The organism is Shewanella gelidii (assembly GCF_014647855.1).
Classification (GTDB): Bacteria; Pseudomonadota; Gammaproteobacteria; order Enterobacterales; family Shewanellaceae; genus Shewanella; species Shewanella gelidii.
This window is the reverse complement of the sequence record NZ_BMPZ01000007.1, coordinates 40125-60588: the sequence shown is the minus strand read 5'-3', so window position 1 is coordinate 60588 and position 20464 is coordinate 40125. Positions and strand designations below refer to the sequence as shown.

The window sequence follows — 20464 nt, the reverse complement described above, 5'->3', positions numbered from 1 at the left end:
GATGCAAATCTTAGATTGGTCCACCTTGAGTGAAGTGCAGCAAGCCGAAGCGCTTGCCCGCTCTCCGCTCGTGGGAGATGAAAACCTAGAACAAACCGTTGCAAGCATTTTGCAACAAGTTCGCCAAGACGGCGATGACGCTTTACTTGCGTTGAGCCGTAAGTTTGATGGCGTTGAAATCGCAGATATCAAACTCTCAGCAGAAGCCATTGCCAGCGCGTGTAGTAATGTGCCGCAATCGTTAAAAGAAGCGATTGCACAGGCCATCGCTAATATCGAAACATTTCACAACGCACAAAAGTTCCAAGGTGTCGATCTCGAAACCCAGCCCGGCATACGCTGCGAACTGCGTACAGAAGCCATTGAAAAAGTCGGTCTATACATTCCTGGCGGCAGTGCGCCATTAATTTCAACCGTACTCATGCTCGCTTTGCCAGCGAAGATTGCTGGTTGCGATCAACGCGTCCTCGTCAGCCCGCCACCAATCAATGATGCTATTGTCTATGCCGCCAATGCCTGCGGAATTGACGAAATCTACCAGGTCGGCGGTGCACAAGCGATTGCGGCATTAGCATTTGGTAGCCAAAGTGTCCCCAAGGTGGACAAAATATTTGGTCCAGGTAACCGCTTTGTAACTGAGGCGAAACGTCAAGTCTCCCAAGACAGTCAATCGGTCGTCAGTATTGATATGCCTGCGGGGCCATCTGAAGTTCTAGTCATTGCCGATGCCAAAGCAGAGCCAGCATTTATTGCAGCAGATCTGCTGTCACAAGCCGAGCACGGACCAGACTCGCAAGTGATGTTGGTTACCGATAGTGAAACACTCGCAGCGCAAGTGAATACAGCATTAAGCGCCCAACTCGAAGCCTTACCTCGTAAAGAGATGGCTAGCGTTGCCCTACTTTCAAGTCGCACGCTGTTAGTCAAAGATATGGCACAAGCCGCGGCAGTCTCCAATTTGTATGGCCCAGAGCACCTCATCGTGCAAACCGAATCACCAAGGGACATCCTCAAGGATATTCGCGCAGCGGGTAGCGTATTTCTAGGTGCATATACCCCAGAGTCTGTTGGAGACTATGCCAGCGGTACCAACCATGTATTGCCAACCTACGGTTATAGTCGCTCTGTATCGAGCCTGTCACTGGCAGACTTCAGCCGCCGCTTCACTGTACAAGAGCTCACTCCGTTGGGGTTACAAAACCTTGGAAATGCGGTCATGACAATGGCAGAAGCAGAGCAACTTGACGCGCACAAAAATGCTGTCGCTCTGCGTTTAGCGAAACTGGCTGAGGAATAATTGATGGCGGACTCAAATGTAACGGTTACGCAGCGCTCACAACAGCTTGCTCAACAGCTTGCTCGGCCAGAACTACTCGACCTTGTGCCTTATCAATCTGCACGTCGCATCGGTGGCAACGGTGATATTTGGATCAACGCCAACGAATCTCCATTCAATAACCATGACATTGAAGGAGTAAATCGATATCCAGAATGCCAGCCACCAGCCGTCATCGAAGCCTATGCAAGCTACGCAGGTGTTCAACCTGATCAGGTAATTTGTAGCCGCGGCGCCGACGAGGCCATCGAATTGCTAATCCGTACATTCTGCGTTGCAGGCCAAGACCAAATTACAATTTTTGGCCCCACCTATGGCATGTACGCCATTAGTGCAAAGACCTGTAATGTGGGTGTGCAAGAGCTTGCTTTAACGACTCAATATCAATTGCCACAGGATTATGCGGACCAACTTGATGACAGCAAGCTGGTCTTCATTTGCAACCCCAACAACCCGACTGGTACTGTGATTGCTAAAGAGACCCTCGAACAAGTAATCGCCAAACTACAGGATAAAATCGTCGTCATTGATGAAGCCTATATTGAGTTCAGTCCCGAGCTTAGTGTGGCCGATTTAATTTGCCACTATCCAAACCTCGTCGTGCTACGTACGCTTTCAAAAGCGTTTGCATTAGCTGGCGCACGTTGCGGGTTTATGCTGGCCAATGTCGGCATTCAAGAGCTCGTCATGCGCGTTATTGCACCTTATCCGGTACCAGCCCCTGTTGCTCAACTTGCGGCAAACACGCTTAACAGCAACGGTTTGTTGAGAATGAGACAGCAAGTTGCTGATTTAAAGCAACAAGGTGATATCCTTGTGCAAACACTGAAACAAATCGGTGCGCAGCCACTCCCTGCACACGGTAACTATGTACTCGCATCGTTTGCAAATATTGATCAAGTCAAACAACAGCTTGTCGAAGCTGGCGTTGTCGCTCGCTGTTACAGCGATCCTAGACTTGCCGACTACATTCGCTTTAGCTTTAGCAATGCCCAGGAAACACAAGTAATCGCCACGGCGTTGACTCAACAAGAACAATAGAAGCCAAACCCTACGTCAGGCTCTCAAGGTAACGAACAGATGAAACAAAAAATATTATTTATAGACCGTGATGGCACCCTAGTTGAAGAGCCGCCAGTGGACAAACAGCTCGACAAACTATCAAAGCTTGTATTTGAGCCAATGGTGATACCGTCATTACTGCAGCTGCAAAAAGCAGGTTACCGACTAGTCATGGTCAGCAATCAAGATGGACTGGGTACACCTTCATTCCCCCAAGATGACTTTGATGCACCTCACGACATGATGATGCAGATCTTTGCAAGCCAAGGGATCCTGTTTGACGATGTACTCATCTGCCCCCATTTCGATGACGAAAATTGTAGCTGCCGTAAACCGAAATTGGGGCTAGTCAAAGATTACCTGACTCAAGGTAAAGTCGATTTCACCCAATCCGCCGTAATTGGCGATCGTTTAACCGATATTGGCCTCGCCGAAGCCATGGGCATTCAAGGATTGCAATACAATCCACAAACCCTGAATTGGCAAACCATTACCGATCAGCTGCTTAGTAAAGGCCGTCAAGCCAGCGTAGTTCGCACCACCAAAGAAACCGATATTCGAGTCAGTATCGATCTTGATGCCAGTGACAAAGGCACGATTGAAACTGGTATTGGTTTCTTCGACCACATGCTCGATCAAATCGCGACCCACGCGAGCTTTAAAATGGATGTCAAAGTCGATGGCGATCTAGAAATCGATGATCACCACAGCATTGAAGATACCGCACTTGCCATTGGTGATGCATTAGGTCAAGCACTAGGTGATAAACGAGGCATTGGTCGTTTTGGTTTTAGCTTACCGATGGATGAAGCAAGCGCCACCTGTTTACTTGATTTGTCAGGCCGTGCTTTCACCAAGTTTGATGCCAACTTTGATCGTGAAATGGTTGGAGAAATGTCGACGGAAATGGTGCCACACTTCTTCCGCTCTTTTGCCGACGGCCTGCGCTGTACTCTTCATGTATCAACCCAAGGTGATAATGATCATCACAAGGTGGAAAGTCTGTTTAAAGTACTTGGCCGGGCATTGCGTCAAGCGGTTGCCGTGGAAGGTGACGAACTGCCATCAAGTAAGGGGGTACTATGACCACCCAGCCAACCGCTGAAACCGTCATTATTGATACAGGCTGTGCGAACTTAAGCTCTGTTCGCTATGCCTTTGAACGACTCAATGCCGATGTTCTAGTCACAGACGACCCCGCGCTTATCAAAGGCGCCAAGCGCGTGGTATTGCCGGGCGTAGGCAGTGCTGGAGCAGCAATGGCATCACTTGAGCAGAAGTCTTTAATTGAATTGATACAGGGACTGACTCAACCAGTGCTTGGGGTTTGCCTAGGAATGCAAATGCTCGGGCGCCTATCAAAAGAGCGTGGTGGAAAAAGTGAAGATTGCCAATGTTTGGATCTCGTTCCTGTTGATATAGAAGAACTTGACAGCCAAGGTCAACCACTCCCCCATATGGGCTGGAACCAAATCACGGTTTCAAACCACCCTTTATTTGAAGGCATCGAACAAGGAAGTTACGTTTACTTTGTGCATAGTTATCGCGCACCGCTGAGCGACTATACCTTGGCCCAATGTGACTATGGCGAGCGCTTTAGTGCTGCTATCGGCAAAGACAACTTTATGGGGGTGCAATTCCACCCTGAAAAAAGTGCAGCAGTCGGTGCCAAAATCCTCGCTAACTTTTTAAAAATGAACTCAGAGAATGGAGCATAGGCCTTAGTATGATCATTCCAGCTATTGACTTAATCGACGGCCAAGTTGTCCGTTTATATCAAGGTGATTACCAGCAAAAAACCACCTTTGACCTCAGCCCACTTTCACAGTTGACTGAATATCAAAATCAAGGGGCAAAGTGGTTGCATATTGTTGATCTTACTGGCGCTAAAGCTCCGGAAAAGCGTCAAACAACACTGATTAGCGAACTCGTAAACAACCTCAATGCCAATATTCAAGTTGGTGGTGGTATCCGAACCGAAGCGCAACTAGCTGAACTTCTAGAGCTTGGAGTAAAGCGTGTTGTAATAGGGTCTCTTGCAGTTAAACAGCCTGAAATCGTGCAAAGCTGGATGAAAAAATATGGCCCAGAAGCGATTTGCCTAGCCCTTGATGTCAACATCAATGAGAACAATGAAAAAATTGTCGCTGTTTCAGGCTGGCAATCTGGTGGTGGCAAAAGCCTAGAAGAACTCGTAGAAGCATTTAAGCCCTTTGGTTTAAAGCATGCATTAGTTACTGACATTAGCCGCGATGGTACGCTCAAAGGTGCCAACACCGAGCTTTACCAAGAGATCGCCGAACTTTACCCTGAAATCCAATGGCAAGCATCGGGCGGAATTGCCACCCTTGATGATGTCGCCGCGGTGAGAGATTCTGGTGCCGACGGCATTATCATCGGCAAAGCGTTGCTGATTAACCAATTCAACGTTGAGGAGGCTATCACGTGCTGGCCAAACGCATAGTTCCATGCCTTGACGTAAAAGACGGTAAAGTCGTCAAAGGCGTCCAGTTTAGAAACCACGAAATTGTGGGGGATATTGTGCCCCTATCTGCGCGCTATGCTCAAGAAGGCGCAGATGAACTGGTCTTTTATGATATAACCGCCAGTGCCCATGAGCGTGTGGTGGATAAATCCTGGGTCAGTCGCGTTGCCGAACAAATAGATATCCCTTTTTGTGTGGCTGGTGGTATCAAAACCGTTGCGCAAGCAAGAGAATTGTTGGCATTTGGTGCAGACAAAATCTCGATCAATTCACCGGCAATCAGTGACCCAAGTTTAATTGAGCGTATGCAAGATGAGTTTGGCCGCCAATGTATAGTTATCGGCATCGATTCCTATTTTGATGCCGAAACAGGCACATACAAAGTGAAGCAATTTACCGGTGACGAAGCCGCCACGAAAGAAACCCAGTGGTATACCCAAGATTGGGTTGAAGAAGTACAAAAAAGGGGATGTGGTGAGATTGTACTGAACGTCATGAACCAAGATGGCGTCCGTCAGGGTTATGATATTAAGCAGCTATCCATCGTGCGCAGCCTTTGTGATGTCCCCTTAATTGCATCCGGCGGTGCTGGCACCATGGAACACTTTAAAGACGTGTTTCAATTGGCCCGCGTAGATGCAGCCCTTGCTGCAAGTGTATTCCACAAAGGCATCATCGATATTGGTGAGCTTAAAGCTTATCTAGCCGAGCAAAATGTTGCGACCCGACTATAAGGCCAAATGAACATGACAACAGTAAACCTCATTGAACAACTCGACTGGGATAAGCAACAAGGACTGATCCCTGCCGTGGTTCAAAATCATCTTTCGGGCAAAGTCCTGATGCTCGGTTACATGGATAAAGCCGCGCTCACCCAAACTCTCGAAACCAAAGCGGTCACTTTCTATAGCCGCAGTAAAAATCGTTTATGGACTAAAGGTGAAAGTTCAGGCAATACCTTAACCTTGGTTGCCATTGATTTAGATTGCGATAACGATAGCCTATTAGTTCAAGTCATTCCTGCCGGCCCCACCTGCCATCTTGGCCGCGAGAGCTGCTGGAAAGACGATAACGCCCATCCATTCATTAATAATTTAGCAAGCCTAATTGCCTCGCGCAAAGGTCAAGCAGCAGACACGAGCTATACCGCTTCACTATTTGAACGCGGGACTAAACGTATCGCACAAAAAGTCGGTGAAGAAGGTTTAGAGACAGCTCTTGCTGCAGCAACCCATGACAAACCGGAAATGATTGATGAAGCCTCAGACCTGATGTATCACCTGTTGGTATTACTCGAAGACCAAGATTTGAGCATGGACGATATCAATGCGAACTTAATGAAGCGTCACGCTAAAGCAAGTCAAAATTAAAAGTCGCAAGGCCTAGCCGCTTACTGACTAAGTGCCAATGCCTACACATTTTGCCCACCTGCAGTCGTTGCATGTGGGCATTTTTATAGATATTCCCTCGTCTTTTACAGCCTCCCTCAGCTCAATGTTTTGTTGTCGCTATTGAAGAGGTTCAAGACTAGCAGCCTTGATTGGAAGAATAAATCCCTAAGAAACACCGACAAACACCACAAGCTCCACGAATGCTCAATCGCTCACATCAACTCAAAGTGTGAGCGACCTCTACGACCGAAAAGCAAAGTACCCGTACACTGACGGCCAATAATACAGTCAATTATTCATCTGACATCTCAGCAGCTTATAGGACATTTTCATGGGCAAAATCTTGCTAGTTTGCGGTCATCCAAACCTTTCACAGTCCACTGCAACCCGACAAATTCTCGAACAGCTCGCACCAGACATTTCAGTGCGAAAGCTTGATACGCTATATCCGCACTATCAAATTGATATCAAAGCCGAACAGCAAGCACTGATTGAAGCAGATCTGGTCATCATCCAATTCCCGCTGTACTGGTCAACATATCCCGCGTTGTTAAAGAAATGGTTTGATGATTTATGGACCTATAATTTTGCTTTTGGGCCAGAAGGTGACAAGTTGAAAGACAAAAAAGTGATTCTTTCAATAACGGCAGGAGCGACCGAAGAATCTTATCAGGTCGGAGATTTTAACTTCATGGCGCTGGAAAAATACCTCGATGCCGCGCTACACCCAGTCAAAGCCGCGAAGATGAATATTTGCGATGTGATTACCACGTTTAATATGAACGCAGACGTGAATGAAGGTGGCAATGTGGATAACGTAACAAAGCTAGTGGATGAACATCTGAAAAAACTAAATAAGGCCATCATGGAAGCCAAATCAGCTTAAGACATACAATGGCAACGAAAGCACGCACATGACAATATAATTGCTGCCAACCTCCCGCTGGCAGCACACTTCATACAAATGGGCAATCCTGATGCTGATTAATCGATGCTTACATCTTTGATCTTTTTTACAGCAGAGCAAGTGCCGTCGGTTTTGTATATTTCACATATCCAATAAGCGTTATTCCACAGTACTTTCTCAGGATTATACTTGCGATTACTGTTGAAAACACATGTACAAGGTTCTTCATCAGGCTCGGCACCAATTCCTGTTTTTTTTGCCAAAGGTTGGTTCTCGGCCTTTAAAGGTCTAGTTTGCGATTCGGCTGCTCGAGCTTCAGTCATCACTGAATTTAACGCAGCTAATTCGTTTTTCAGCGCCATCAGCACTTGTTCTTGTTGCTTCAACTCAGTGATTGCAGCTTCAAGTTGTTGGCGCTTCTTCTGATAATCGTCAACCAAAGCTTCATATTTGGCTTGTTTCGCAAGGATATCGGCTTCTAACTGCGCCAGAGCCGGCTCAGCCCCATGACTATTTAGCGCCAGTAACATCAGCATGCTTGTAACCAGCGTTTTTAAAATTTTCATGAGAACCTTTTCACCCTTTTGTACTGCCATCATCAATACTTGATTCAGCTTGCGTCGATCCGCTCGATGGTTAACGCCAAAACCATATATAATGCTGTGACTTTATACCGAACACACAATTTATTCTGCGAATTACTCAGCAATAAAGGTAACCGTTACATTGGCTGAATAAGTAACCTTTTCAAAAGAGGCGTGCATCGGTTCATGGCTATGCTTGCTCGAGGAATAACTTTTATCCATACGACTTCCCGTCACCTGAATTCTTTCTATCTCTTCGTTAACAGCTGTCGCGTGATCAGAGAACGAAACGGCTTTTAAATTGATCCCCAAGGTTTTACTGTAAAACGCTTTTTGCGCCAACACTTTGTTTAACGCCTTCTCCTTCACTTTTTGCGTAAAGGCTTCTTTTTCAGAATGTTCATACTGAGTATCGACGAGGCTAACTTCATCATAGGAATCTACAATTTTTGCAATACTCTGCATGCCTGACTCATTGTTGATACGCACGGTCACCGTATTTGTCACTTTATAGCTATCTGGATTTTTACCAAACCAGCCATAATCTGGAGAGGTCGAAAACTTTGAATTTTTGATTCGGCTAAGTGGGATGTTCTGCGCCTCGAGAGCCGATGAAATGCTAGCGCGTATTTTCGAATTTTTTTGCAGTGACACAGCCAGTTTGTCATCCTCAGTGGTCACGAGCAGACTGATCACCGCCTGATCTTTAAATGCGACGATTTCAGCATCCTGGGTCATCGAAATCGTCTTAACTTCCGGATGCAAAAAACGTCTAAGCTCATCAGGGCTTCCCTTCAACTCAGTGTCTGCAAGTACAGGTAAGGCCAAAAATAACGTCAATCCAATAGGTTTAAGATTCAAAATAACTCTCCTTAGTTTTAGTAAGTCTCACAGCATCTTGCTCTGCACAAAGGGGAGTTGAACATTACTCCCCCCTTTTTTATTGCCTATTATAAAGTGATTTAGAGTCGAAAAAATCAACTTTAAAATATTTTTTGTAAGAATATCAAACATATCAAAGACAACAACCATCTGCACAGACCTTAACAAATAAACGATGTAATAATGACGTTAAGGACCCAGATTTAATTTGGGCACAAGAATGGCTGCGCATCACCATACGGCAAAATGCTTATCATCGTGAGGACGGACCAAAGCCAAAGTTTGGTTACATTTTTGTAAAGAGGTTTCCTCTATGATCGAATCACGAACCAAGTTTTTTGAACCCAGTCCACTTGCTCCGCAGATGACTGGAGTACCTATCGACCTTGCAGAAATAAGCCAATAAAAAATATCGAATAGGTATCAAAGAGGAGGCCCAAGGATTAGCTGGGTATGGTTGTCCGATCTAAGCTGCTCAATACTTTATTGGCGCTTGAGGAAACTCAACTTCGACTAGAGTGTTGGGTGTTTGCAAAAGGGAAAAGCGGTCGTTTCCCTCTTGACTGGGTGTGGGCAGAAAACCCACGGCTTCATCTTCTAGCTGATATAGGCCAAAAGTTGCTGTTTCACTTCTGCAGAAGCAAAGGACTTTTCCACACTAGTCCGATAAATCGCATGATAGTCTTGTTCAGTTAAATCAAACTGTTGCATGACTTTGGCAACTTCGTCAGTCATGGTGGTATTTGAAACAGTGCGATTATCCGTATTGATAGTAATGAGGACATCATCTTGATAAAAATCTCTCAGCGGATGGCTGGCAAGACTTTCTACAGCTTTGGTTTGGACATTGCTACTTGGACAAGTTTCAAGCGCCACGTTTTGAGCTTTAACAAGATTATACGCGTCGGCATGGTCTTTCATATGAATGCCATGGCCAACACGCTCTGCATTCAGTAAATGCACGGCATCAAATACGTTTTGGCCACTACCCTGCTCGCCCGCATGGATGGTGATTCGATAGCCTTTGGCTTTTGCGTATTGTGCATGGGGCACAAATGTTTGGCTAAAGCCTGGCAATTCAGCACCAGCCAAATCAAATGCGACCACCCCTTGGCCTAAGTATGGTAACCCCGCATCAATCACTTCATAGACTCGATCTAAGTCCATGGTTCTCAAAATTGATAAAATGTAGTTACCTTGAATATCGTATTCATCTTGAGCGAGTTGCATCCCTTTAACCACGCTTGCAATCACTTGGTCAAGGCTTAACCCTTGCTGCACGTGCAGCAGGGGTCCAAAACGCACTTCCAAGTACTTCACGTTTTCTTTGGCTGCATCTTCAAATAGTTCATAGGAAATTCGAGTCAGCGCTTCTTCGGTTTGCATGACACTAATGGGGAGTTCGAAACGCTCGATATACTCCACTAAATCTTTACATGATTCGGGCGCGATCATGAGATTATTAATCACTTCAATATCTTGAGAAGGGATCTCTAACTCTTGCTGAGCAGCAAGATCAATTATTGTTTGAGGACGAACACTACCGTCGAGGTGACAGTGAAGATCAATTTTAGGTACATCAAAGTATTGCATGAGGTCTCTACCTTTATTTGGCACGCATAAAGTACAGACTTCATAATCAAGAGTTTAAGGCTCTTGGTAGAAACTCCCAAACCATATCATTGGGATTATACGAAGTAACTTAGCGCGGATTCTATCACTGCACGACTAACTGTGCAATATTTAGAACAGCCAACATGAAATTGCGAACAATAGTGTAATTCATTGAATTCACAGTAGTTGAGTTATCAATACCGCTTCAATGTTTACTTTCGTTATTTTCAATATAGGTGACACATCACATAAATGACAATTGGCACCGCAACATCTGCTGCTAAGTGCCAATTTTTTAGACAAGTCAAAGACTTTGAAGTGATTTAATAGCTGTTTTGGTGCACCGATTCAGCAAGGGTTTTGCGTTGTTTCCATTTCAACTTTTCTAGCTCTGGCATATCGAAGAACTCATCTACGTAGCCAACACATAAATAACCTACCAACTTGTGCCCTGCAGGCGCGTTTAAGGTTTGCTTTACTGCTTGTGGGTCTACAATGCTTACCCAACCTATACCGACATTCAGCGAACGCGCCATTAACCACATATTCTGAATGGCACACACCACACTATACTCCCCCATCTCAGCCATCGAGGTTTGTCCTAGGGTTACTTCATCTGCCTGGGCGTAAAATACGGCAATATTTACTGGCGATTCTTTAATGCCCTCAAGTTTTAACCGGGTATATAACGCTTTTTGCTCACCATGAAATAGCTGCAGTGCTTTATCATTTTCTTTGGCAAAGTTGTCGGCAACTTGTTGCTTGATATCGCCATCACGGATCACGACAAACTCCCATGGCTGAGAAAACCCGACTGATGGCGCTAAAGTCGCTGCGTGCAATATTTTATTTAGTACTTCTTCTTCAATCGGTTTTGATAAGAATTTATTCCCACGAACATCACGACGGTGAAGCATAATTTCTTCTAATAATTGCTGCTCTTGTACATCAAATTGGCGATTATTCATGACGTTCAAATCCTTTGTTATTGAGACGCATACCAAGCAGAATGCATTGCTATACCTTTAGAGTGCAGACAAATATTTAAAGCGATAGCTACAGCTTTAGCAAGCGAATTGCCAAGACGGCTCCTCAAGATGAGAGATCCACCAAGTTCATAACTTCTTTCGCGAGTGTTAGAGCATTCTTAAACGTAAAAAAGCTAAACCGTTCAAGCTGATGAACTCGGCCTTGGCGCATTATGTATTAGCGCACTATGAAGTGATTATTTATTGGTCAACTCAGCTCGGACTATAGCTTGAGCTTCGGTTACGCTCTGAAGAAAAATAAGTAGAGAGAACACCATAGAAAAGCCTTGAGCAGCGAACGCTACTCAAGGCTTTTGACAATTCACAACGCCTCACGTATGCCTTATAGGCTATAACCTGTTTCTTCGTGTTCTGATATATCTAGACCTGTCACCTCTTGTTCTTCGTCAACACGGAGACCACCAACCATCACGCTAACAACTTTGAACAGTATGAAACTTACAACCGCGGTATAGGCGAAGGTTGAAAGCACACCAATGACTTGCACGCCAAACTGATCAGCCATGGTTTCATTTCCATCTGCAAAGCCGTAACCACTAAAGACACCCAGCTCCGTTGAGCTAAAGACACCCGCAAGCAACGTACCTAAGATACCGCCAACACCATGGACAGGAAATACATCGAGCGAGTCATCGATTTTGAGCTTTTGTTTGATATAAACCGTTGCATAAAAACAGATCACGCCACCAAGTAGGCCAATAACTAATGCGCCACCAGGGCCAACAAAACCTGAAGCTGGTGTAATCGTACCTAGGCCCGCAACCATACCGGTCACGATACCCAGCGCACTGGGTTTACCAAACTTCGCCCATTCAATCGCAGCCCATGTCATAGCCCCCATGGATGCTGAAATATGCGTGACTAAGATTGCCATCGATGCATCACCGTTGGCAGCCAATGCGCTACCGCCGTTGAATCCATACCAGCCAACCCAAAGCATACCTGCGCCAGTGACCGTCATGGTCATATTGTGGGGAATAATCGCTGTGGTTCCAAAACCTTTACGAGGGCCAACCATCACTGCAGCAATCAGTGCAGCGACACCTGCGGTGATATGTACCACGGTGCCACCTGCAAAGTCATATAAACCCATTTCAGCTAACCAGCCGCCACCCCATACCCAGTGGGTAATTGGTGCGTAAACAACCAGTAACCATAACGCACTGAAAATAAGTACAGCTGAGAACTTCATCCGTTCCGCAAAGCCACCAATAATCAAAGCCGGTGTAATTACGGCAAAAGTCATTTGGAATAGCATAAACAGGGACTCAGGAATGTCGCCACTTAAGCTGTCTTTGGTCACACTCGCGAGCATGGCTTTACCAAAACCCCCCATAAAGCCATTACCTTCATCAAAAGCAATGGAATAACCCACGATAAACCATAAAACCGACGCGATGCCAGCAATAGCAAAACACTGCATCAATATCGAAAGCACGTTTTTACTACGAACCAAGCCACCATAAAACAATGCAAGACCGGGCAGTGTCATAAATAGCACTAACGCCGACGAACTGAGGATCCAAGCCGTGTTTGCGCCATTGAGTTCATCTGCGCTTGTGCCAAAAGAAATCAACGACAATAAGCCGATTGACCAAGCAGATTGCATAAATTTCTTCATCTTAAATTGCCTCGCTACCTTCTTCAGATGTACGGATCCGAATCACTTGATCAAGCTGTCTCACAAAAATCTTGCCATCACCAATCTTACCGGTATGGGCAGCTTTAATAATGCTCTCGATGACTTCGTCTTCTTGTGAAGCGTTAATTGCGATTTCCAGCTTCACCTTGGGAAGAAAATCAACCATATATTCTGCGCCACGGTAAAGCTCAGTATGTCCTTTTTGGCGGCCAAAACCTTTCACTTCAGTCACGGTGACACCTTGAACGCCGATGTCGGCAAGAGCTTCACGTACGTCATCGACTTTAAAAGGTTTAATAATTGCGGTTACTAGTTTCAAAATGACCTCCAAACAAAATGCCTTAGTGAATTCCCAGCAGAGGCTGTATTCACCTGATACTGGTATTTAGCAGGTTTCAGGCCAGAAATTTTAACTGTTTTTTAACAATGGGTTACATCAAGACGCACAAAAATGAAACGCCGAAGCGCACCATTAGCGTGCAACAAAAACTGAAAAGGGAACAAAATGGTGCAGTGCACTTGATAGTGCACCAGTGTGAGGCACGTCACGCAATTACAAATAATGCGCCAGCAAGCGAGGCCAAAGGCATGGTAATGCTCAGTACGCGTATACTGAACACGTATGATTAATAAGGTGCCAAGTGTTATTTCGCGCTTAAAACACCCGCATGATAAGCGGCTTTCCTCTGTAATGCGGCGGCAATAATCACTTGTTTTTGATCTTCATCCGCATGGTGCCAAGCAAGGATCTCTTCAAGTAATCGAAAACAGCCTAAACACATATCTTCTTCATTCAAACAACACTTACGAACGCAAGGTGTAAACTTGGGGTACTTTTGTCTCATGACATCCCCTTCATTAGGAGTTTTTTTGATTAGTCAGACCAAACTGCATACTCATTACCACAGGGCTCGGTAAAATGAAAACGTCGCCCACCCGGAAAACTAAACACGGCTTTGGTGATCACACCACCCGCAGCAACAACCTTTTCCTGTGCCGCTTGCAAATCATCATGGTAAAGCACTATTAATGGCGAGCCTTGTTGTAGATTAAAAACTTGGTCTGCCTGATAAAAGCCGCCATCGATGCCTGCATTACTAAAGCAGCAGTATTCGGGGCCATAATCTAAAAATTGCCAGCCAAAAACTTGGCCAAAGAATGTTTTACTACTTGCGAGATCTTGTGTGGGTAATTCCAGGTAATTTATCGTGTTATGTATTGCGGGCATGATCCAGTTCCTTTTGTTTCTACCACAAAAAAGGAGCCATAAGGCTCCTTCATTTGAGTATAGACTGCTTGGTTCAATTTGTAAGCAGCAAGCTCAATTGAAACACTTTGGCTAGATCCAGCTTACGCCTGAATGAGTGCTGCGACAAGACCTATTATGCCGCCAAACACGCCGCCCCAGATCACGAGCCAACCTAAATGTTCTTTAATCATGTTTTGTACAATCTCTTTCACCAGCTCTGGTGTCAGTTCATTCAGGCGTTGGGTGACGATTTGTTCAATCTTCGCCCGCATGTCAGCGATGATATCTGGTTGCTCTAACTCATTTTTTAACTCTTCGTAAAACGCATCACTACTGGCCATTTCGATCATGGATGATTTCATTTTGACAATAAAGGGCTCCTTTAGTGGAACCAGTGCTGCGCTCCCCCCCATCATCTCTATCATGCCCCCAAAGGCAGACTGTTCAACGGTCTCAATCAACGCATTAAATGCCGGTTCCATGTCGATTTTTTCAATCACTGGCGCTAGATCAAAATGAGCTTGTGCGCCCCCTTTCTCACTTAAAAACCTGTCTATATTTTGATGGGTAAAGAATTGCTCCATCATCAGTTGTGCAATCGCCGATTTAAAATCTTCAAACCTTGCAGGGATGACACCAGAACCGTATAAAAATGGAACTTTTTCAAACAGCATATGTACCGCAAGCCAATTTGTGACTGCGCCCGATAACGCAAAAAGCCCCACAGATAAGATCATTGCCGAGCCGGTAACATAACCAGAAATCATTAAAGACGCAGCTAACAGATTGGTAATTAAACTTTTATTCAACAAACTAACCTCATTTAACTCAAACAGCTTCACAAGTACTTACAATTGTACTGGCTTAAATTGCGCGCATTTTATCAATGGCAAATCTGTGATTCAAGAGAAAGAATTGCTAAACAAAAACAAATAAATATGCAAATTTACCCGCACAATATTCTCACAAAAATCACCGAGAAAACGTTCGATTAAAAATCCTACGCTCAAATTTATAGCTCTCTGTGACCTACACTTAACCCGACGTTTGACGGCCACAAGGATCTATATATGAGCTCGCTTTTTACGACACACGGAGCACTGAGTTGGCATGAACTCACTTCAAGCAATACGGAGCACTCCATGACGTTTTATGGGGAAGTATTTGGCTGGTCTTTTCGAACCATTCAAATTGCAGAAGGCCCATACCACATTATTGAAAATCAAGGGGAAAGCATTGGCGGAATTATGGGTAGCCCTGCCCCAGCAATGCCAAGTAATTGGACAGGATATATTACAGTAAAGAATGTCGATGACATTATACAACGGGTAGAACGGCTTGGCGGAACGATACTATTTGGGCCCGAAGATATACCTGATATTGGTCGTTTTTGTTGGATTAAAGATCCCCAAGGCGCAATTATTGCGGCAATCTCGTACCACATCAACGCAAAAAACAAAATCGGCTAGTAACCGTTACTGATTGTGTCTCGATTCATTTTCAATAAAACTCAGTAAATTCAGCGCGAACTGCATATTCATGAAGGCGCTTTTTAGTTACCATAGCATAGGTAGAGAGTTGGATTATTTGAAGCTCATTTTTTGGCCTCAGTTGTAAATCTTTGCCGTATTTCTAGGAGCCTGTCGTCGCTATGTTAACTGCACTTTCCCAAGTTCAAACCAAGTTTTTCGCACTGCCAAAATGGCAACGTATTGTGAGTTATTTGCTTTTAACCTATCTCATTTATGCCATCATACTCGGACTTGTGGTTCCGCAAGTAGCTAAAACCATAGTGCCAGAAAAGATTACCCAAGCCACAGGCCGAGCATCAAGCGTTCAAGATATTCGAATTAACCCTTTCCTATTACAGCTACAGGTCGATCAATTGCTTATTGCAAAACAGTCGGCACAATCTGTGACAAATCAAAATACTGACAAAACCGAATCGATAGCAATCAGTAGCAATACCGAAGGTTTTATCGGCTTTGAACAACTTTCAGGCCAAATCAATTTTTGGCACTCATTAGTTAACGGGGCCATCAGTTTATCGGACTTACACCTCAAAGCGCCTTATGTCGCCATAGAAGCAAAGCAAATATCACACGATATTGCCGGCCCAATGACATTTAGTTTTGACGATATTTTGGCTCACGTAAACGCGCAGCAAACCCAAGTAACCAACCAAAATGAAGCTACGGAGCAAGAAGCGACGGCCTTGCCACACATTTTGATTAACCAATTACATCTCGATGCGGCGCGCGTTAAAATTGTGTTAGATAAGCAGCTCACTGGGCAGCAAGCCCTATTTAGTGTCGATGATTTCAGTGTTACCCTGGCGCAATTTGATTCGCTCAGTCAACCACTAGAAAACCAAGCCAATCAAACACGACCACTCCAAGACAACCGATTTAACCTCTCACTGCATAGTAATGACAGTGACGAGATTAGCGCTCAAGGGCAACTACAGCTGTTACCATTTGCTGTCGATGGCAATGTAAAGATGAGCAAGTTATCGCTCCATAAGTTGTGGCCATTTATTGCCGAACACTTTGAAGCTACGCTTGCGCATGGGGTGTTGGGTTTTGAAACTGATTTTCTAGTCAAGCAACAAGCCGAGGGGATGGTATTGAAGACCCATCAAGGGCTGATCGTTCTAAATCACCTTGATCTTCAATATCAGCAACAGAGCTTTATTCAGCTGCCAGAATTTGCCATTGAATCTATTGAAGCACACAGCGGGCAAAAACAGGTGACGATTGCAAATATCCGCAGCCAAGACCTATTGCTCAATGCACTCCTTGATGATGATGGCCTTAATATTGCCAAATGGCTTCAACCAAAAGCTATTCAATCTGAATCCGTGGAAAATACAAACACAGCGCCAGTGCAAACAAACACAGACATCGTCGACACATCAGAATTACAGCATCAAGCGGACCCTAGCCCAACGAGTCAGGCATCACAAAATAATGCCACACAATCCTGGTCAATTATTATTGATGCACTAGCTATCAATAATTACGATGTCAAAATTCAAGAGCAGCTGGTCACTAAAAACACTGAGCTTTGGCATATAGCGCCGCTATCTTTTAGTACAACCGCCATCCATAGCGATTTAAAAACACCCGTGGATTACCAACTTGCTTTACAAGTGAACCAGCAAGGCACCATAACATCGGCGGGCTCAGTAGACCTAGCTTCGCAAACGGCGAAGCTCGCCCTTGAGATAGAAAAGCTGCAATTTAAACAGTTTCAGCCCTATGTATCGCCTTGGGTCAACCTTGAACTTGTCGATGGCAATTTGAATACCCAAGCGAAAATAGAACGTGTAGCAGATGGCTCTGTGATCGTCGATAGCGCCATTCAAGTGAGCCAGCTACAAGTGAAAGACTCCGTGAAGCAACGCGAGTTATTGGCATGGGATCAGCTAAATATTAATCATATTCGCTTTGAGCAACAAAATAATAAGCTTAGCGTTGATACAGTTCACTTCACAAAACCCTTTGCTCGGGTGGTCATTGCCAAAGATAGAAGCACAAATATTGGTAACCTTCTGGTTTCAAATCAAGACCAGAGCCCTTCTAAGACTGTGCCCGCCCCAAAAACAGCGGAAACACCCAAAAATAAAAGCCCTCAGACAATCAATGAACAAGGGGCGTCTACTCAACAACCCTCAGCAGATACACAAGCGCCTTTAGCCATTGAAATTGCTCAAATAAAAATAGAAGATGGTGCTGCATTTTTTGCAGACAAGTCACTGACACCGAGTTTTGCTTCCAGTATTGAGCAACTCAATGGCCATGTAAGCCGCCTCTCCTCCAGCAGCAAGCAAGCTGCCACTGTAGATTTAACCGGCAAAATTGATAAATACGCGCCGGTCATTTTGCAAGGCGAAATTAATCCGCTCCTTGAAAAGCCATTTTTAGATTTAGGGCTGCAATTTAAAGATGTCGAGCTTACGTCCGTGAATCCCTATTCCGGCACCTACGCGGGCTATTATATTGATCGCGGCCAGCTCTCTTTGACTCTGGATTACAAGCTAGACAACAATCAATTACTGGGCAGCAACCACTTGGTTGTCGATCAATTAGAGCTTGGTAAACCAAGCAATAGCAGCCTCGCCACCAGTCTGCCTGTTTCACTCGCCATTGCATTACTGCAGGACAGCGATGGCGTGATTGATCTTGGACTGGATGTATCTGGAGACCTCGATTCACCCAGCTTTAGCTTTGGTGACATCATTATGACCGCAGTAACCAATGTCATTACCAAAGCGGTGACTGCACCGTTTTCACTGCTCGCAAGTTTAGTCGATACCGATGATGAACTTGATAAAGTGGCCTTTGCTATCGGCCGCGACAGCCTCGATACTAAAGAAACGAAAAAGCTTACAGAACTTGCCAAGGCTCTCAATAAACGGCCCAAGTTGATATTAAGCATTAAAGGCGAAGTTAAACGAACCGACGACAGTCGTGCGCTCAAACAGCAGCAACTATTGGATCAGCTTTACCAAGAAGTGAAGCTAAATGGCAATGAAATTGGTTTGCCAAGATCAGCCAGTGAAGTCGCGATGGATACACGTTTTGCCGATGCCCTACCGGCAGTGTTTCAAAAAACGCTTAAGCAGGATCCACTGGCCTATAAAGCAACACTTGCACAGCAACTTAAAGACAAGGCAGAGAAGCCAAAAGAGCCATTATCTGAATCTACACTCAATGAACAATGGCGCATCGGTCTCTACAATATGAGCTTAAATGCACAGCCGATCAGCGATGATTTACTTGGAGAACTTGCCCACCGCAGAGCACTCTCCGTCAAAAGCTTTTTGGTAGAACAAAGCCAAGTACCCGCTGCTCGTGTCTTTATTATTGAAAGTAAAGTGAATATCGAAGATGCCAGCCCGCAAGCAACATTGACCCTTGAAGCCAAGTAGGTGAAATCTTATATACATCCTCCATAAAAGTGTGAGGTGGATCTTCCCCCAGTTGGAGGCATGAGGTAAAATCCGCATGATTTTTTACTAATACAGAGGTCAATCATGTTCGTAGTACGTTGGATATTAGGTCGGATCATTTTAGTGGCTAACTTCATTTTTACTCCCAAAAAACGCCAACGACCCGTATCAGAGCAGAACAAAGTTGATGAGCAAACTGCAAACATGGCTTTATACCAATACGCGGCTTGCCCTTTTTGCGTCAAAGTAAGAAGAGCTATGCACCGCCAAAGCCTCAACATTGCTATCGTTGATGCTAAACAAGCTACAAATAAAGAAGTTTTAGAAGAAAACGGTGGAAAAGTTCAAGTTCCTTGTCTGCGCATAGAAGAGCAAGGGGAAGTCAAATGGATGTATGAGTCCAAAGCAATCATTGAGTTTTTAAACCAAAAATTTGCTTAGTTGTCTTCGAAAATGAAAAAAGGCTGAGTTACTTTGTATCAACTAGTTCAAATGATACTAGCAAAATACAAAATATCTCAGCCTTTTTTGTGGCTCATTATCGAAGAATTAATCGATTAAGTGTGTCATACCTTTCAAAACAATATCATGGTAGCTCACCAGCCCAAGAACTTCGCCATTCTCGATGACAGGCGCTTTGGTAATACCAAAACGCTCAAATAATCGCGCACAGTAACGAACATCCATGCTGCCCGTCACCGACAATACTGGTTTGATCATGATTTCATAGATATTAATCCGTTCTGGCGCTTTATCTTTTGCGAGCACCTTCTTGGCAATATCACTCATCAAAACCATGCCATGCTCATCATTTTCATGACGCTTATTCACTAGTAAGACTTTCACGTCTTTATCGATTGCGGTGCGGATCCCTTCTGCAACGGTCAACAAGCCATCAACACTGGCGTATTGTTGGTTCATGACGTCAGAGACTCGGACTAATTGTGTTGGCTTCATATTTGGTCCTCAATATCTTTGCTTAGCTGCTCTACTTGGTGCGCAACACCAACGGCATCTTCTACATCAATTTGGATGGCAATCCCTCGGCCAGGGTTGGTATCAAACTCCCCGGCACGACTCATTGTCTCCAGAATATTACGACTCATGTGTTCTTCAACAAGCAGCAAAATTACATCACGCTGCACATCTAAGGTGAGCCCCATAAAGGTTTTTTTCTTTTTCAGACCTTCACCACGAGCATGATTAATCACGGTAGCACCCGTTGCTCCCGCTTCACGGGAGGCTCGTAGGACTTCGTCTGTACAACAATCATCTACGAAGGCGATGATAAGTTTAAAGCGCATAAAAT

General features: G+C 44.7%; 22 protein-coding genes and 1 riboswitch. Of the genes, 11 read left to right on the top strand and 11 right to left on the bottom strand.

Annotated elements, in window-relative coordinates; all coding sequences use genetic code 11:
* The first annotated feature begins 1 nt into the window (after position 1).
* The 8 genes from hisD to IEY18_RS12630 all read left to right on the top strand — a co-directional run bounded on the left by hisD (position 2) and on the right by IEY18_RS12630 (position 7160).
* Entirely contained in the window at positions 2–1297 is a 1296-nt protein-coding gene (gene hisD, locus IEY18_RS12665) for a histidinol dehydrogenase (protein ID WP_188921393.1), read from the top strand.
* Positions 1298–1300: 3 nt separating this feature from the next.
* Positions 1301–2377, top strand: a complete 1077-nt coding sequence (gene hisC, locus IEY18_RS12660) for a histidinol-phosphate transaminase (RefSeq protein ID WP_188921391.1) — start codon at positions 1301–1303, stop codon at positions 2375–2377.
* A 39-nt stretch (positions 2378–2416) separates the two neighbouring features.
* Positions 2417–3484, top strand: a complete 1068-nt coding sequence (gene hisB, locus IEY18_RS12655) for a bifunctional histidinol-phosphatase/imidazoleglycerol-phosphate dehydratase HisB (protein ID WP_188921389.1) — start codon at positions 2417–2419, stop codon at positions 3482–3484.
* Positions 3481–4116, top strand: a complete 636-nt coding sequence (gene hisH / locus IEY18_RS12650) for an imidazole glycerol phosphate synthase subunit HisH (protein WP_188921387.1) — start codon at positions 3481–3483, stop codon at positions 4114–4116. Before hisB ends, hisH begins: the two co-directional genes overlap by 4 nt.
* An 8-nt stretch (positions 4117–4124) precedes the next feature.
* A complete protein-coding gene (gene hisA / locus IEY18_RS12645; protein ID WP_188921385.1) occupies positions 4125–4862 on the top strand; it encodes a 1-(5-phosphoribosyl)-5-[(5-phosphoribosylamino)methylideneamino]imidazole-4-carboxamide isomerase in 738 nt (245 codons plus the stop codon).
* Positions 4844–5617, top strand: a complete 774-nt coding sequence (gene hisF / locus IEY18_RS12640) for an imidazole glycerol phosphate synthase subunit HisF (RefSeq protein WP_188921383.1) — start codon at positions 4844–4846, stop codon at positions 5615–5617. Before hisA ends, hisF begins: the two co-directional genes overlap by 19 nt.
* Before the next feature lie 12 nt (positions 5618–5629).
* Positions 5630–6253 carry a bifunctional phosphoribosyl-AMP cyclohydrolase/phosphoribosyl-ATP diphosphatase HisIE gene (hisIE, locus tag IEY18_RS12635; RefSeq protein ID WP_188921381.1) on the top strand — a complete coding sequence of 208 codons (624 nt, stop codon included), beginning with the start codon at positions 5630–5632 and terminating at the stop codon, positions 6251–6253.
* Positions 6254–6605: 352 nt separating this feature from the next.
* Positions 6606–7160 carry an NAD(P)H-dependent oxidoreductase gene (locus tag IEY18_RS12630; RefSeq protein WP_188921379.1) on the top strand — a complete coding sequence of 185 codons (555 nt, stop codon included), beginning with the start codon at positions 6606–6608 and terminating at the stop codon, positions 7158–7160.
* A gap of 98 nt (positions 7161–7258) precedes the next feature.
* Here the strand turns inward: IEY18_RS12630 and IEY18_RS12625 are convergent, their stop codons facing one another.
* The 9 genes from IEY18_RS12625 to IEY18_RS12585 all read right to left on the bottom strand — a co-directional run bounded on the left by IEY18_RS12625 (position 7259) and on the right by IEY18_RS12585 (position 15010).
* Positions 7259–7747 (bottom strand): HlyD family secretion protein, encoded by a 489-nt coding sequence (locus tag IEY18_RS12625; RefSeq protein ID WP_188921564.1) that lies wholly within the window; start codon positions 7745–7747, stop codon positions 7259–7261.
* Positions 7748–7879: 132 nt separating this feature from the next.
* Positions 7880–8626, bottom strand: coding sequence for an SIMPL domain-containing protein (locus IEY18_RS12620; protein ID WP_188921376.1), 747 nt, complete (start codon positions 8624–8626; stop codon positions 7880–7882).
* 618 nt (positions 8627–9244) lie between these two features.
* A complete protein-coding gene (gene add / locus IEY18_RS12615) occupies positions 9245–10240 on the bottom strand; it encodes an adenosine deaminase (RefSeq protein ID WP_188921374.1) in 996 nt (331 codons plus the stop codon).
* 23 nt (positions 10241–10263) lie between these two features.
* Positions 10264–10363: riboswitch (purine riboswitch) on the bottom strand.
* Positions 10364–10584: 221 nt separating this feature from the next.
* The gene (gene bluB / locus IEY18_RS12610) at positions 10585–11229 is read right to left on the bottom strand and encodes a 5,6-dimethylbenzimidazole synthase (RefSeq protein ID WP_188921372.1); all 645 of its coding nucleotides are present in this window, start codon (positions 11227–11229) and stop codon (positions 10585–10587) included.
* A gap of 403 nt (positions 11230–11632) precedes the next feature.
* Complete coding sequence (locus IEY18_RS12605; RefSeq protein ID WP_188921549.1) at positions 11633–12919, bottom strand: ammonium transporter; 1287 nt, start codon at positions 12917–12919, stop codon at positions 11633–11635.
* A 13-nt stretch (positions 12920–12932) separates the two neighbouring features.
* On the bottom strand, positions 12933–13271 hold the full coding sequence (locus tag IEY18_RS12600; protein WP_188921370.1) for a P-II family nitrogen regulator: 339 nt from the start codon (positions 13269–13271) through the stop codon (positions 12933–12935).
* 325 nt (positions 13272–13596) lie between these two features.
* Positions 13597–13797 (bottom strand): DUF1289 domain-containing protein, encoded by a 201-nt coding sequence (locus IEY18_RS12595; protein WP_188921368.1) that lies wholly within the window; start codon positions 13795–13797, stop codon positions 13597–13599.
* 29 nt (positions 13798–13826) lie between these two features.
* Positions 13827–14180, bottom strand: a complete 354-nt coding sequence (locus IEY18_RS12590; protein ID WP_188921365.1) for a VOC family protein — start codon at positions 14178–14180, stop codon at positions 13827–13829.
* Positions 14181–14302: 122 nt separating this feature from the next.
* On the bottom strand, positions 14303–15010 hold the full coding sequence (locus IEY18_RS12585; RefSeq protein WP_188921363.1) for a DUF445 domain-containing protein: 708 nt from the start codon (positions 15008–15010) through the stop codon (positions 14303–14305).
* A 261-nt stretch (positions 15011–15271) separates the two neighbouring features.
* On the opposite strand from IEY18_RS12585, the gene IEY18_RS12580 reads away from it, so the two are divergent.
* From IEY18_RS12580 to IEY18_RS12570, 3 genes are all read left to right on the top strand, one after another.
* On the top strand, positions 15272–15670 hold the full coding sequence (locus IEY18_RS12580; protein WP_188921361.1) for a VOC family protein: 399 nt from the start codon (positions 15272–15274) through the stop codon (positions 15668–15670).
* A 182-nt stretch (positions 15671–15852) separates the two neighbouring features.
* The gene (locus IEY18_RS12575; RefSeq protein WP_188921359.1) at positions 15853–19134 is read left to right on the top strand and encodes a DUF748 domain-containing protein; all 3282 of its coding nucleotides are present in this window, start codon (positions 15853–15855) and stop codon (positions 19132–19134) included.
* A gap of 105 nt (positions 19135–19239) precedes the next feature.
* Positions 19240–19596, top strand: a complete 357-nt coding sequence (locus IEY18_RS12570; RefSeq protein ID WP_188921357.1) for a glutathione S-transferase N-terminal domain-containing protein — start codon at positions 19240–19242, stop codon at positions 19594–19596.
* A 108-nt stretch (positions 19597–19704) separates the two neighbouring features.
* Here IEY18_RS12570 and IEY18_RS12565 read toward each other — a convergent pair whose 3' ends face one another.
* A complete protein-coding gene (locus tag IEY18_RS12565; RefSeq protein WP_188921355.1) occupies positions 19705–20112 on the bottom strand; it encodes a CBS domain-containing protein in 408 nt (135 codons plus the stop codon).
* Positions 20109–20459 carry a P-II family nitrogen regulator gene (locus IEY18_RS12560; RefSeq protein WP_188921353.1) on the bottom strand — a complete coding sequence of 117 codons (351 nt, stop codon included), beginning with the start codon at positions 20457–20459 and terminating at the stop codon, positions 20109–20111. Before IEY18_RS12560 ends, IEY18_RS12565 begins: the two co-directional genes overlap by 4 nt.
* Positions 20460–20464 lie beyond the last annotated feature (5 nt).